The following is a 16017-nucleotide window of genomic DNA, read 5'->3' as shown; positions in this document are numbered from 1 at the left end:
GCTAAAGGAAAATAATCCAAATACTTACGCAGTACTTGAAGATAATAAATTTAGCATAAAAAATCTTAAGGGTGAAATAATAAAAGAAATTAGAATCTAAGACTTAATTAATTTTAAGTCTTTTTTTATTTGAGAAATATGGGTATAAATTTAAAAATGGGGGCTTTATGGAAAATAAAATTTTAGTAAATATAGATAAATGTATAGGATGTAAAAAATGTGTAATAGACTGTCCTATGAGTAATATTATTATAAAAGATAAAAAGGCAATTGTTTTAAGTAATGATTGTCTTATTTGTGGGCATTGCCAGGCTATTTGTCCTAAGAATGCTATTGAGATTACAGGTTTTGATGAAGATATAGAAGAAGTAGATAAATATATTTTAAATCCAGAAGAATATTTAAGGTCTATTAAAACAAGAAGGACAATTAGAGATTTTAGAGATGATGATATAGATGATTATATTATAAATCAGATAATAGAATCAGGAAGATATGCACCAACTGCAAGAAATGCTCAAGATGTGTCTTTCATAATACTTAAAGATAAAAAAGATGAATTCGAAAATATTGCAGTGTTATTTTTTAGAAGATTAATAAAAGTTGCAAAAGTTTTTTCTGTGTCACTTAGAAAGATAAACATTGATGATAATTTCTTTTTTAAAGATGCACCTATTGTAATACTTGTAGTTTCAAAAAATAAAATAGATGGATCTTTGGCATCGCAAAATATGGCAACAATGGCAGAATCTTATGACTTAGGTGTTTTATTTAGTGGGTTTTTTACAGTGATATCAAGACATAGTAAAAAAATAAAAAGAGAACTTAATTTAAATAGAAAAGAAAAAGTAGTTATGACATTAGTTATTGGAAAAGCAAATGTAAAATATTTAAGAACTACAAATAAAGAAGATGCAAAGGTCTTAAAACTATAACTATAAAATATCTTAGTTTAAAAGTTTAGCTTGCTAATATATAATATAATTAAAATATGAATTTAAGTAATAAAAACAAAACAAAGAATTTAATAAGATTTTTAAAAATATATATTTAATGGGAGATGATTAAATGCCATTTTTAAATTTAAATTATTTTGTAAAAACAGTTCAGTGTCAAAGTTTTACTAAGGCATCTGAAGAGCTATATGTAAGTCAGTCAGCTGTTAGTAAAGCTGTACGAAATTTAGAAGAAGAGCTCCAAACTACTTTAATTGATAGAAATTTTAGGAAATTTACTTTGACAAAAGAAGGAGAAATAGTTTATGATTTTGCAAAAGATATAATAGACTATTATGATACAAAAGAAAAAATTATGTTAAAAAAACTTGAGGAAACAGATAGAGTTCTTAGATTTGGACTTCCTCCAACAGCTGGAAGTATTTATTTTTATTCAGTATTATATGAATTTCAAAAAAAATATCCAAATGTAGAACTTAATATTGATGATACAACTTCTACTTATATAGTTGAAAAACTTTTAGATGGACAAATGGATATGGGAGTTGCAATAACTCCTTTTGAAGATGATAGATTTGAAATACATAAGGTTTTTAATTCTGAGGCAACACTTGTAGTTGGAAAAAATCATCCCTTAAGTAAAAGTGAAAAAGTTGATTTTAGAACTTTAAAAGACGAAAAATTTTTGCAAGTAAAAAAAGATTTTATGTATTATGATGTATTCTTAGATTATTGTAATAGGGCAGGATTTACTTCAAATATTGTATTTGAAAGTAATCAATGGGATTTAATAATAGAAATGGTTGCTGCAAATCAAGGAATAACTATATTGCCAAAACCTTTAACTGATAAATATTCATCAGAAAAAATTCATCAAGTACATTTAGAAAATCCAGAATTTCCTTGGGGATTAAATGTAATATATTTAAAGTCGAAAATACTTACAAGACCTATGAAAAACTTTCTAAACCTTTGCATAAAATAAATTAATAAAAATTTTAAAATTATAGTATGAGTTTTATTCATATACCATAACTAAGCTGTATCCTAAGAGGAATCAGAATATGATATATTGTAATCAAGTTAAACGATTGCATGCAATGTATCAGATTCTGATTTTTTTATTTAGCTTATTTTTCGCGATATGTATTTAAAAAAGGAGGATACAAAATGACAGACAATATAATTAAACAAAATAATACAAAAACTTCTAGTAAATCAATAATAATCGAAACTATTATGTTTTTTACTTATGCATTTTTTGCAGTTAACTGGATTGCAGGAAGTACTTTAACTCCTCAAATTATGGAACACTTTCATTTAGAGGGATTTGCTTCAGCAACTTTAATTTCAAATGCCATAACAATTGCAAAAATAATTGGTAACTTTATGGCAGCAGCAGTTTTAAATAGATTACTTTTAAAAAAATCTATAGCTTTAGGATCTTTACTAATAGTTTTAGGAAGTGTTGTTGCAATATTTGCACCATCATACACAGTATTTATTATAGGAAGATTTATAATGGGATTTGGAGGAGCACTTTATGTAGTTTATCTAAGTCCAATTGTAATAAAATATTTTTCACCTGAAACTAGACCAACAGTAAATGCTCTAAACTCAGTAGCTTATAATGTTGGAAGTATTATTGCACTTGTAATAGTAGGTCCTGTAATAGCTTGGTTACAAACATGGCAATATAGTATGGGATTTTTTGCAGCAATTAGTGGTATTTTATTTATCCTATGGATGATAGTAGGAGAAGATGTAGAAATAGAAAAGAAAGAAAATTCTGATGAATTAGAAAATAATTATACATTAGTAGATGCAATGAAAGAAAAGATAAATTGGCTATTGCCTCTAAGTTATTCTGGACTACTTACATTTTATTTAGTTCTTTTAAACATATTTCCAATATCAGGATTTGCAGTAATAGACGCAAAAAGCTTAAGTACATTAACAGCAATAGGAGGAGTAATTGGAACTATAATTGCAATAGCTCTTTCTAAAAAATATCATAAAAGATTGCCAGTAATTAGAGTTTGTGGACTTTTAATGTCACTAAGTGGACTAATAATGTTTAAGGCAACAAATGGAGTAGTAGCATCAATAGCAGCACTTGCAATAGGAATATTTATGTTTACTCCAATGACATCACTTGTTATGATTCCTCAAGAACTTCCAAATATGACTCCAAGTAAACTAACACAAGTTATGGGACTATTCTGGGCAATATCATATATTATTGAAACAACACTTTATTTTATAATTGGAAACATAATAGATTTAAAAGGATATGGTGCAGGACTTAATCTTGCTTTAATAGCTAGTTTAACATTTTTCTTAGGATCATTTTTACTTCCAGAAACTGGGAAAAATAAAAATTAATAGAAAGAGGGATATTATGGAAAAAATTAAGTTTAATAAAGAAAATTTACCAAATGGCGAAACAATGGCTTACAGACATAAGGTTAAAGGAAATAAAACTTTACTTTTAGTACATGGTAATCAAAGCTCATCTATTTTTTATGAAGATTTAATGAATAACTTAGATGATAATATAAATATTTATGCAATAGACCTTATGGGTTTTGGAGATTCAACTTATAAAAATAAGCATAGTTTAATAAAAGACTGGGCAGAAGATGTAAATGAATTTATGGAAATAAAAAACATTAAAAATGCAGTAGTAGTTGGATGGAGTTTAGGCGGTGGAGTAGTAATGGAACTTGCTGCAAATCATCCTGAAAAAGTAAAACACTTAGTGCTTCTTGCATCTGTTGGAGTAAAGGGTTACCCAATGTTTAAATATGATGAAAATCTAAAACCTATTTTATCAGAGCCAATATATAAAGAAGAAGATATTGTAAAAGACCCAGTTTTAATGATTCCAGTACTTAAGGGGATAGAAGAACAAAATGCAGAATTTTTTACAGAAGTTTGGAGAAAGACAATATTTAATCTAAATGAACCAGAAGAAGAAGTATATAAGTCTTATATGGAGGCAATATTAAAAGAAAAATGTTTCTTAGATGTAAGTGTTGCTTTAATAAATTTTAATATTACTAGGGAAAAAAGTGTAATAAATGGAAGTGGAAGAATAGAAAATATTAAAATGCCAGTAACTTGGATTCATGGAGAAAAAGATTTAGTTGTTCCAATAAAAACTGGAATAGACAGTATAAAATATTTTGAAACAAAAACAGATTTTATTAAATTTGAAAACTCAGGACATGCAATGTTTATGGATGAAAGTGAAAAATTCATAAATATATTAGAAAAAATTGTAAGTGACAATTAAAAGTGGGGGAAATTATGAAAACTATAAAAGAATTATATAATGAAAAAGTAATGTCAGCTGAAAAAGCGTTAGAATTAATAAAAGATGGAGACTATATATTTTCAGCACAAGCAGCAGGAGAACCAGCAGCTATTTTATCTAAAATGCAGTATTTAAAAGAAACAGGCGTAAAAAACTGTAATATAAATACTTGCTTACCACTTCAAGATTATCCAATATTTAAAGATAAAGAAATGAAGGGAATACTTGATCACAATGGTTGGTTTTTCTCAAAGGCACTTCGTGAAGCACATGAAGATAAATTAGTAAGTGCAATCCCTCAAAGTTCAACATCAGTTCTTAGAAAAGTGCTAAGCCGTTTAGAATATGAAAAAAGACGTCCAGTAGTAATAGCAACAGTTTCTCCAATGGATGAGCATGGATATTTATCACTTTCAGTAAGTGCAATTTATGAAAGGGATTTAATAGATAAAGGTGCGTTAACTATACTAGAAGTAAACGAGAATTTCCCAAGAACCTTTGGAGATTCCCAAGTTCATATATCAGAAATAGACGCTTTAGTTGAATCAAATAGACCAATTCCAATAGCAAACCTTGCACCATATACAGATGTAGATGCAATTATTGGAAAAAATATTGCAGAATTAATAGAAGATGGATCAACAATTCAACTAGGAGTAGGAAATATTCCAAATGCAGTGGCAAATGAGCTTAAAAATAAAAAACATCTTGGAATTCACACAGAAATGTTTACAGAAACAATGATTGATTTAATAGAATGTGGAGCAGTTGACAACTCACAAAAAGGACTATTAAATGGATATTCAGTATGTTCCTTTACAATGGGAAGTCAAAGATTATATGACTATATAGACAATAATCCATCAGTATTATTTAAATCTTGCACATTTACAAATGATCCTTATACAATAGGTCTTTGTAATAAGTTTGTTTCAATAAATGCAGCACTTGAAATAGATTTAATGGGACAATGTGCATCAGAAACAGTAAATGGAGTACAATGGTCTGGAACAGGTGGACAATCAGAAACAGTACAGGGATCACAAATGTCAGAAGGTGGAAAATCAATAATAGCAATGCACTCAACATATACTACAAAAGATGAAAATGGAAAAGAAACACTTCATTCAAAAATAGTTCCATATCTCCATAGAAATGCAGCAGTTACAACAAGTAGAAATGATGTAGATTATGTAGTTACAGAATATGGAGCAGCATGGCTTAGAGGGCTTAATATATCAAGAAGAGTAGAAGAACTTATAAAAATTGCACATCCAGACTTTAGAGAAGAACTTAAAAAACAAGCAGAAGAATTAAAAATTTGGTAAAATATAAGAGTCATCATTTGATGGCTCTTTTTTAATAAAAACTTAAAAGTTCGAAATGATTTATAACAAAAACACTTGCAAATTTTAAAACACACTTAATGTTCTAAATCATTTATAACAAAATTGATTTCTTTATGATGAGGTAAATTATGAAACTTGAAAAAATTGCAAAAATCAACACTGGATTATTGACAACAAGGAAAAAAGCAAAATCTAAAAATTTGTCTAAAGGAATATATAAACTATTAACAGTAAATGCTATAGATAATTACGGGAATATCAATCTTGATAAATTAGATGATTTTTATAGTAATGAAAAAATAAGTAATCAATATCTAACAAAAAAAGGAAAAATATATATAAGAATGAACGAACCTTATACATCTATATATATAGATGAAGAAAATGAAGGAATATTATTTCCAGCTTATTTTGTAGAAATAGAACTAAGGAATATAAATTTTTTACCTGAATATATAGATTGGTATTTAAATAGTGACAAAAATAAAAGGAATTATTTAAAAGCCCAATCAGGAACACTGATCCCAAGCATAAATCAAAAAATAATAAGAGAAATAGAGATTCCAGAAAAAACTCTAGAAGAACAAGAAAAAATATTAAATGTTTATAAACTATTTAAGAAACAAATGGAGCTTTTAGATAATTTAAAGATTAAAGAAGAGCAGAAGTTTAAAGCAATAACAGACAAATTAATAGAAGGTTAATAAAATGAGTTTAGTAAAAAAAGAAAAATCCAAAGACAACAAATTAATCTAAGGATTTTCTAAACACTTACATCAATACTACTAAACTTTTTAGAAAAACACAAGATGGATCTAATTAGGAGGATAAAATGTTAGAAATGAAAAAAACAACCAAAGAAGATATAGAAAAAGCCTTATGGTCAGGTGCAAACACATTTAGGGGAAAAATAGACTCAAGTACTTATAAAGACTATTTACTAGTAATGTTATTTTTAAAATATTTAAACGATATGCATAAAGAACATTTAGACGAATACACTGAAAAATATAAAGGTGATAAAACAAGAATAGAAAGAGCAATGAGCCGTGAGAAGTTCATATTAAGTGAAGAATCAACATTTGACTATTTATATGAACATAGAAGAGAAGCCAATATAGGCGAATTAATAAATAAAGCTCTAATGAAAATTGAAAATGAAAACTCTTCAAAACTAAGAGATGTATTTAGAAATATAGATTTTAATAGTGAAGCTATGCTTGGAGCAACAAAAGAAAGAAATACAATACTAAGAAATGTATTAGAAGACTTTGAAGGACTAGACCTAAGCCCAAGAGCTCTAGAAGATAACGATATAATAGGCGATGCATATCAATACATGATAGGACAATTTGCATCAGATGCAGGAAAGAAAGGCGGAGAATTTTTCACACCGCCAATGGTTTCAGAAGTGCTTGCAAGAATAGTAGAGCCAGAAGAAAATGATAGAATATATGACCCAACATGTGGGGGACGTGTCATAATAGTGACAAGGTGCATAAATGCTTTTAAATTAAGGGTTTCAGAAACTTTAACTAAATATATTTCGTCATTGCTTAGAGTAATTAAGGTATAATTGTTGTGAGCAGTGCGTGAGAAGGAAAAGTTTTGGTTCTTTAATAATTTACAATCATTTAGTATAATTGTATTTAAGATGATAATTAGTTGCGTATTCGTGGATTAATGCGTAACAAATAGTTTTTTTGAGAGAGGAGTAATTAGTATGTACAAATATATTTATGTTAAGTCAAAAGCACGAGGACTTTTAAGTAAAGAGGACCATAGAGAAATAATAGATAAATATTCTAAAGATGGATGGAGATTTGTTACTGCAATTCCATTGCCATCTGGAAATCAAGTAATAACTGAATTTGATTTAGTATTTGAGAAAGAAGAATAAAGTACGACAAGGGGAAGTTCTACTTGCCTCATAAATGTAAGTGTGTGATGCAATTAGAGCTCGTGTTTTCATTTAAAGTACGATGTAACCTGGATCTATGTCAATACTTTGGACAAAAATTTAGGTTTTTTATTAATCTCCGCCACCATTGACAATCCAAACATAAATGCTCAATGGTTTTTACCCCAAGGCGAAGAACTCAAAGCAAGCTAATTATTGCCTTCGTGGAGGATAATTGTAGCATTTCTTTATTGGATTATCAACGGCAAGCCCCGTTGGGGTGGCTAACATCCCCTTAGGCTCAAAATCTAAAGCAAGCTATGCTGCTCTACATATTTGTTCATATTTATCTGGTGTCATATATTTGATTGAGGAATGGATTCTTCTTCTATTATAGAAGCCCTCAATATATTGAAATAACACTAATTTAGCATGGTTGAAATCTATGAAGGTATTTAAATATACACATTCCTTCTTTAATACTGCATGAAAGCTTTCTATACAGGCATTGTCATAGGGACAGCCTTTGGCACTATAAGATAATTTGAATTCCTTTGATTCTACTGCTTACCTATGGTTATGGTAATGTTTTCCACTATGTCAAATAAAGGGGCCTAAATAGACAACGAAGGGGTAGTTATATTATTCTTAAAATGTTATACTTATATTGTATATCCATAATATATTATGGATAATAACTTGTAATTTATTCAATATGAAAGGATGATTAAATGAAAAGAATCAGGAGAAATATTTCACTAGTATTAGCATTAACAATGATACTACAGGTAATTATGCCAGTAGTAGTACTAGCTGATAATATTGTCCAAGATAATAGTACGAAAGTCTTGGAAGAAACGGTTTCAGAACCAGAAGATCCACAACCTTTAGATCCTGAAGAACCAGAAGACTTAACTTCGGGAGAAGATGATAATTCAAGCTTTGAAGGTTCGGAAGATTTAGAAAATACAGAAGATTCTAGAGATACAGGTTCTGAAAATGCAGATTTTGATGATTTAGAAGATCAGGATGATGAATATGAAATAGATCTTCAAGATGAAAATGGAGAGAATTCATATCAACCATCTGCTGTACTAGATAACTTAGTTACGAGCTTTGAATTTTCTTATAATAACAGAAAGGGAAATTGGATTGAAGTAGAAAATGGTGAAAATATAGAAGTTAATGTTGGGGATTTGAATGCAGTTAAATTAAAATATGGACTCACAAAACCTAATGATGTAACTATCAATGCTGGAGACACTTTAACAATTGATTTACCTTCTATATATAGTGGACAAGGTGTTAGCGATCAACCCATTATTATTGATGGAACTCAAGTAGCAACTTATTCTATTAGTAATGGTCAAGTAACTATTACTTTTAATGAAAATGCTAATAATTTTGATAATGTAGAGATGTCTGTAGACCTTTCAGGCAGCTTTAATAAAGAAATCTTTGAAACAGAAGAGGAAGTAGTTGTTGAAGTGCCTTTTAGAGACGAAAAATCTTATACGGTAACTATTAAAGCGAAGCAAGAGGAGTATGAAGGCGAAGACAAGAAAACAGCTGGATTCCAATATATCCTAAATGGTGAAGACAAAGTCCAAGTTACCCGTAATCCAGAATTTGTTGATTGGACAGTAAGGGTAAATGATTCAATGGGAAGTTTTAATAATGCTACAGTAATTGATGATTTAGGAGAAAATCTTCAAATTGTTGCAGATAGTTTTGTGGTAGAGAAAATTATTCGTAACTATAAGAATGAAGATATTGGAAGAGAAACTGTTGATGTAACCCCAACCATTACTGGAGCTGGTTTTCAGTTGAATCTTGGTGCAATTGAAGATGCTTATGATATCACTTATACAACTAAGTTAATTCGACCTAATGGTGGTGGGACACATACGATTAATAATAATGCGCGCATTATTTTAGGGGGAACTGAAAATAAAGTTGAAGATAGTATTAGTGGAACTTGGTCAGGTAATTTGCCAGTTATAAAGAAAGAAGGTAAACTTTCTGATGATCCTCATGTAATTAATTGGACTGTTGAATACAACTATGGAAAAGAAAACTTAGGAGAAGTTACTTTAACCGATACCTTAACTCAAGGAGAAGTTATTGAAGATACTATTAAAGTATATGAAGTAGATGTTGATATTGATGGAAATATTATTGGAGAGGGAACTGAAGTAAGTGTTACACCAGTAAAAACTGCTAATGGAATGACTTTAGAAAATTTAGATGCTAATGGAAAAGCCTATTATATTACTTTTTCATCAACAGTTCCAGTAGGATTAAATGGAGATATTACTAATACTATTTCTGATAATTTAGATAATCCTAACAGCGACAATGCATTAGTGCCAGTAAATACAATTCCAACAGGTGGGAAAGTTGGAGAGCAAGGTGTAGACGTAAATGGACGTCCTTATATCGATTGGACTATTACCATGAATAGTGAAAAAATTGATGTTGGCTCAATTACTGTTAGAGATGTATTTAGTCCAGAACATTTAGAATTTGATGTGACAAATTCTAGTTTATATACTTTATATAGAGATGAAGTAGAAGTAGATAACTTCAGTATTAAAAATTATACACTAGACGATCGAACAGGTTTTATACTAAATGTGTCAGATGCTGGACCTCATGAGTATAAATTCGTATATAGAACCTATTATACAACCCTAGGTATGCAAGAAACAAAACTAGCAAACCATGCTGAACTTGTCTTTGAAGACGGGGCTGGAATTGGTATTGGGGATTCAGTTGGTGTTGATTTTGACCTAGATGGTCCAAAAGCTGGGATCACTAAAACAGGTAGATATATAACCAGCCCAGACGATACTAATCAAGAAATAGAATGGACGATTACTTTTAACCAAAGTAGAATTTTACTAAAGAATCCTACAATAACAGATTCTTTTACAACAGGAAATTATACTTTCATTGACGGTTCTCTGGCAATGACAGAAAATGGTGAATTATTTACTGGTTTTAATTTTAATAAGATAGATAATGGATTTGAAGTTAAAATAAATAAAGACACAAATGCGGTATATGAAATAAAGTTCAGAACTACTGCAGATGATACAAACAATGAAGCACAGACTAATCATGCAACACTTACTTGGCAAGGAGGAGAAGAAACCTCTAATGCCTCAGTTGGTAAACGTAGTTCAGGGATAGATAAATCAGGGGAAGTTGTTATAAATGATGACGGAAGTAAAACTGTTAATTGGACAGTGAACTTCAACACTAATAGAAACGTTGTTTATGACTTTAAACTAACTGACAATTATTCCCCAGCTACTGCAACTGTAAGTGATATTAAAATTACAACTGGTGAATTAGATGTAACAAATCAGTTTAATATTAGTGTCGGAACAACTGGTGGGAGTTTTGAAATAACAACAGAGCAAGATCAAGGTAGATTAGATGCTAAAGAATATCAGCTAACCTATTCCACAACCCTATCCCCAGAAGAAGAACAAGAGGAAATTAAAAACACTGTTGAAGCAACTTATAGAGGTGGATCAAATAAGGTAGAAAAAACTATCCTAAATCCAACTCTATGTGTAGAAAAACAAGCTAATGGTATCGAAAGAGGAACTGGAAATCCTAGAATTTCATGGACTATCCAAGCAAATACAGATTCAGCAAACAAGCATGTAAACTTAGTAGATGCAGTATTAGAAGATACAATTCCAAAAGATCAAAAATTACTAGCAGATACGATTAGAGTTATTCGCGCTGATGATCTAGATGTAACAAGCGAGTCAACTATAACATCTGAAGATAATTCCTTCTCAATTAATTTACCAAACGGACCATATCAGTATAAAGTAACCTTTGAGACTGAAATAATACAAATGCCATCATTAGATGAAACTTATTTTGATAGATATAATAATTATACGACACTAACGAATCAAACAAATAATGAAAGTTTAAAACAAGAAGCTAAAGACGATGCTTGGATTCATTATTATGCTGATGTAGCTAATGATCTAACAGGAAAAACAGGAGAACAAAACCCTGATACAGAAAATATCGATTATAAAGTAACTATTAACCCAGAAGGACTAACTATCAATAATCCTAAGGTAGTAGATACTTTATCAAATAACCACCAATATATTGAAGATACAATAAAAGTTATGGATTCTAAAGGCGATGAAATAAATAGTGGCTATACACTTACTGTAGATGAGAATAATCGTAGCTTTACAATTGAATTTGATGAAACAATAAGTGAACCATATAAGATATCATATTCAACAAGATTAAATGCACACCTAATAGGAACTTATCAAGTAACAAATGAAATTGTATTAACAGGTGGAACAGAGGAGAAAAGACTTGATAGTACACAAACAACTACTAGTTCCCAACAATGGTTCTACGGCGGTGGAGGCTCCGGTAGAGTATTAGACTTCGGGTTTAATAAAGTAACACCTAATGGATCATCATTAAGTGGAGCTAAATTTACACTTGAACGTGTAGATTTTAATGGTACTAGAACAGTGGTAAATGACAATATTACTACTGGAGGGAACACTATTAACTTTAACAATTACCGTGCTGGAAGATATATCCTAACTGAAACAGCAGCACCAGAAGGATATACAAAATTAAACCCAATATACTTTGCCGTTGGATATACTCAAACTCCAGACGTTTATCAGATTACCATTATGAATTCTAATTGGACAGCAGGATCTAATCCTAATGCAAGAGCAAATGGCAATATCCTGACAGTAACAAATAATTATAAAGAAGTTACTGCCCAAGGATTCGAAGCAAATAAAACCTTAACAGGTTTAGATTTACAAGCAGAACAATTCGAATTTGAACTACTTGATGGAAGTAGCAATGTTGTAGCAAGAGCTAAAAATGATGCTGATGGAAATATAGTGTTTCCTGAACAATCATTTAATGAGCCAGGAACTTACAACTTCAAGATTCGAGAAGTTAATGGAGCTCTTGGTGGAATAACTTATGATACTAGAGAGCTAAATGTCCAGGTCATAATTGGACAAGGAAATAATGGACTAGAAGTTCAAGAAGTAAAATATCTAGACGGACAAGAATTTATAAACTCTTATAGCCCTAATTCAGTTAATGCTGTAATAGAAGCTAGTAAGATACTAGAAGGACAAAACTTAAGAGAAGGACAATTTGAATTCCAGTTACTAGATTCTGAGAAAGAAGTTATTCAAACAGTAGAAAATAAATCTGACGGAACGATAACTTTCGAAGCTATAAACTTTGATGAAGTTGGAAAATATGATTATTTCATTAGAGAAGTAGAGGGAAATCTCGGCGGAATAACCTATGACGAAAGAGAATTTAAAGTAACTGTATCAGTAACAGATGATGGAGAAGGTCAGCTGCACTCTGCAATTACAAAATATGTAGAAGGACCTGTACAGTTTAATAACACTTATAGAGCAGGACCAGGTAAAGTTGTCCTAGAAGCTGAAAAAATTCTAGAAGGTAAAGTATTAGGAAATGATCAGTTTGAATTTGAATTAGTAGAAGATGGAGAAGTTATTCAAACTGTAAAGAATAATGCTAAAGGCCAAGTAATATTTAATGAAATTGAATATAGTAAAGTAGGAACTTACAACTATACCATCCGTGAAAAATTAGGTAACCTTGGTGGGATAACTTATGACCAAACTGAGTATCCAGTAACAGTAACAGTAGTAGATGGTGGTCAAGGTAAATTAATCGCAACAGCTAATTATGATAATGGACCTGCAGTATTTACTAATAGTTATCAAGCAGCACCAGATAGTATAGTTCTTGAAGCTAAGAAAATCCTTGAAGGGCAAGAATTACTAAAAGATCAATTTATCTTCACACTAACTGATGAATCAGGAGAAATTATCCAAACTGTAAAGAATAATGCTGAAGGACAAGTAATATTTGATGAAATAACCTATGATAAAACAGGAAGCCACACTTATATTATTAAAGAAACAAGAGGAGACCAAGGTGGAGTAACTTATGACACGACTAGCTATACAGTAGTAGTTAGAGTTACAGATGATGGCGAAGGAAACCTAGTAGCTAGTGCAAACTATATAGATGGCCCAGCACAGTTTACAAACATCTATACACCTAATCCAGACAGTATAGTAATAAAAGGAAATAAATTACTAGAAGGACAAAACTTAAGAAATGGACAATTCACCTTTGAATTAGTAGATAAAGATGGAGAAGTCCTACAAACAAAATCAAACAATAGTGATGGACAGATTATCTTCGATGAAATAACTTATGAAGTTAGAGGAGAACACAAGTACACCATTCGAGAAGTAAAAGGCACCCAAGGTGGAATAACTTATGATGAAGCTGTATATACTGTTCTTGTAAAGGTAGCAGATGATAGAGAAGGAACATTAACAGCAACAGTAGAATATCCTGATGGGCCAGCAGAGTTTACAAACACCTATGAAGCTGCTCCAGATAGTATAGTACTAGAAGCAACTAAAATCCTAGAAGGACAAATCTTAAGAGAAGATCAATTTGAATTTGAACTACTTGATAAAGAAGAAAATGTTCTTGAAACAGTAAAAAATAATAGTGAAGGACAAATTATCTTTAGTGAAATAACTTATAACTCAGTAGGAGAATATTATTACACTATTCGAGAAGTAGTAGGCTCCCAAGGTGGAGTAACTTATGATGATAGAGTTATAGAAGTTACAGTGACAGTAACAGATGACGGTGAAGGACAATTATTAGCTACTAAAGAATATACAAATGGGCCAGCAGTATTTACTAACACTTATACACCTAATCCAGATAGTATAGTAATAGAAGCTAGAAAAACCCTAAGAGGACAAAGTCTAAGGGATAGCCAATTCACATTTGAATTAAGAGACTCAGAAGAAAATCTAATTCAAAGAGGAACAAATAATAGAAACGGTCAAATTATATTTGATGAAATAACTTATAGTGAAGCTGGAGAATATAGATATACCCTTAGGGAAATAAGAGGTTCTCAAAGAAGAATGACATATGATGATAAAGTATATGAAATTCTGGTAAGAGTAACTGATGATGGAGTAGGGACTTTAACGGCAGAAGTAGAATATATTGGTGTAGATGAGCTAGTGTTTAATAACACCTACAGACCGATAACGCCACCTACAACACCAGTAGACCCTGAATATCCAGACCCAGTAGATCCGGAATATCCAGATCCCGAAGACCCAGAAGATCCAGAAGATCCGAAAGACCCAGAAGATCCTAAGGTTCCAGTAGTTCCCGAAGATCCTCAAGATCCAACTAGGCCAACTAGACCGGGTACTCCAAGTAGACCGAGTAGACCGAGTAGACCAAGTACTCCAAGCAGACCAAGTAAAGGAACTACTTTACCACAAACGGGAATGGTTTGGTGGCCAGCTTCCATTTTGGCAATATCTGGTATAACCATATTTGGACTAGGTCTAAATAGTGATAAAAAGAAAAAAAGAAAGAATGATGAATAAAAAAACTAGTAAAGGAAAAATCCTTATGGCAATGGGGATTCTACTTATAGGAGCCTCCATTAGCCTAGTAATCTACAACCTATGGCAAGAACAACAAGCTGGTGCTATATCTAATAAAATATTGGAGCAGATGAACTATGTAGAAGCAGAAAAAGAAGAAAATATAGAACTAGAAGAAATAAAAAAAGAAGAAACTATACCTAGTTATATACTAAATCCCAATATGGAAATGCCTACAAAAACCATCGACGAAAACCAATATATAGGAGTAATAAATGTACCGAAATTAGAACTATCCTTGCCTATAATGAGTGATTGGAGTGCATCAAAATTAAAAATTTCTCCTAATCGCTATAAAGGATCAGTTTATACAGATGATATAATTATTGCAGGCCATAACTATAGGAGCCATTTTGGAGGCTTAGCTAAAATATCACCAGGAGAAGAGCTAATCTTTACGGATATAGATGGAAATCAGTTTCACTATATTGTAGATAAAATAGAGATAATTAAGGATGTAGATATTGAAGGTATGGAAAGCGGGGAATGGGATTTGACATTGTTTACATGCACCTATGACGGTACTGTGGGAAGTGAAGATCGCTTGACCATAAGAGGCAAAAAAATTCAAGAGTAAAACAAGGAAAAATGCTTGCTAGACTCAGTCTAGCAAGCATTTTTTATTTGAGTTAATTGCATAATTTAAAATTGTTGAAATAACTAACTTTTTTTGGCCAGCAAAAAGGATTTCACCCCAAAATGTCGAATATATATAGTAAGACGAATCACTATATGTTCACATTAAGGAGGAAACCCTAATATGATTATACGACAAGATTCCTTTTTTTCCTATGATGATTTAATGGAAATCAGCCCATGTTTGTGTTAACTTAAAACTTGTACCACCATATTAATTGAAAACTGGTCCACCAATAAAATATAATACCCTTTAAAGAGAACTTTAGGGGGGATGGAGGTTGAT

At 30.9% G+C, this 16017-nt stretch carries 10 protein-coding genes and 1 pseudogene; 10 read left to right on the top strand and 1 reads right to left on the bottom strand.

Annotated features, from left to right (window positions below; translation table 11 throughout):
* Positions 1-167: 167 nt before the first annotated feature.
* The 8 genes from J2Z71_RS04105 to J2Z71_RS04070 all read left to right on the top strand — a co-directional run bounded on the left by J2Z71_RS04105 (position 168) and on the right by J2Z71_RS04070 (position 7524).
* Entirely contained in the window at positions 168-935 is a 768-nt protein-coding gene (locus J2Z71_RS04105; RefSeq protein ID WP_210060586.1) for a nitroreductase family protein, read from the top strand.
* Between the two features lie 133 nt (positions 936-1068).
* Positions 1069-1941, top strand: a complete 873-nt coding sequence (locus J2Z71_RS04100) for a LysR family transcriptional regulator (protein ID WP_210060585.1) — start codon at positions 1069-1071, stop codon at positions 1939-1941.
* A gap of 185 nt (positions 1942-2126) precedes the next feature.
* A complete protein-coding gene (locus J2Z71_RS04095; protein WP_245311170.1) occupies positions 2127-3341 on the top strand; it encodes an MFS transporter in 1215 nt (404 codons plus the stop codon).
* Positions 3342-3357: 16 nt separating this feature from the next.
* Positions 3358-4254 (top strand): intracellular short-chain-length polyhydroxyalkanoate depolymerase, encoded by an 897-nt coding sequence (gene phaZ, locus J2Z71_RS04090; protein ID WP_210060584.1) that lies wholly within the window; start codon positions 3358-3360, stop codon positions 4252-4254.
* A gap of 14 nt (positions 4255-4268) precedes the next feature.
* Positions 4269-5603, top strand: coding sequence for an acetyl-CoA hydrolase/transferase family protein (locus tag J2Z71_RS04085; RefSeq protein WP_210060583.1), 1335 nt, complete (start codon positions 4269-4271; stop codon positions 5601-5603).
* A gap of 149 nt (positions 5604-5752) precedes the next feature.
* Positions 5753-6328, top strand: a complete 576-nt coding sequence (locus tag J2Z71_RS04080; protein WP_210060582.1) for a restriction endonuclease subunit S domain-containing protein — start codon at positions 5753-5755, stop codon at positions 6326-6328.
* A 128-nt stretch (positions 6329-6456) separates the two neighbouring features.
* Entirely contained in the window at positions 6457-7200 is a 744-nt protein-coding gene (locus tag J2Z71_RS08930; RefSeq protein WP_245311169.1) for a type I restriction-modification system subunit M N-terminal domain-containing protein, read from the top strand.
* A gap of 147 nt (positions 7201-7347) precedes the next feature.
* Complete coding sequence (locus J2Z71_RS04070; RefSeq protein WP_106776151.1) at positions 7348-7524, top strand: DUF4177 domain-containing protein; 177 nt, start codon at positions 7348-7350, stop codon at positions 7522-7524.
* A 318-nt stretch (positions 7525-7842) separates the two neighbouring features.
* On the opposite strand, the pseudogene J2Z71_RS04065 reads toward J2Z71_RS04070, so the two are convergent.
* Positions 7843-8076, bottom strand: a pseudogene (locus J2Z71_RS04065) (integrase core domain-containing protein); the annotation flags it as partial.
* A 179-nt stretch (positions 8077-8255) separates the two neighbouring features.
* On the opposite strand from J2Z71_RS04065, the gene J2Z71_RS04060 reads away from it, so the two are divergent.
* Both J2Z71_RS04060 and J2Z71_RS09045 read left to right on the top strand, forming a co-directional pair.
* On the top strand, positions 8256-15035 hold the full coding sequence (locus J2Z71_RS04060) for a Spy0128 family protein (protein ID WP_210060581.1): 6780 nt from the start codon (positions 8256-8258) through the stop codon (positions 15033-15035).
* Positions 15001-15672, top strand: a complete 672-nt coding sequence (locus tag J2Z71_RS09045) for a sortase (RefSeq protein WP_210060580.1) — start codon at positions 15001-15003, stop codon at positions 15670-15672. Before J2Z71_RS04060 ends, J2Z71_RS09045 begins: the two co-directional genes overlap by 35 nt.
* Positions 15673-16017: the final 345 nt, after the last annotated feature.

The organism is Peptoniphilus stercorisuis (genome assembly GCF_017874395.1).
Taxonomy (GTDB): domain Bacteria; phylum Bacillota; class Clostridia; order Tissierellales; family Peptoniphilaceae; genus Anaerosphaera; species Anaerosphaera stercorisuis.
The sequence above is the reverse complement of the archived record's forward strand: the minus strand, read 5'-3'. Positions and strand labels throughout refer to the sequence as shown.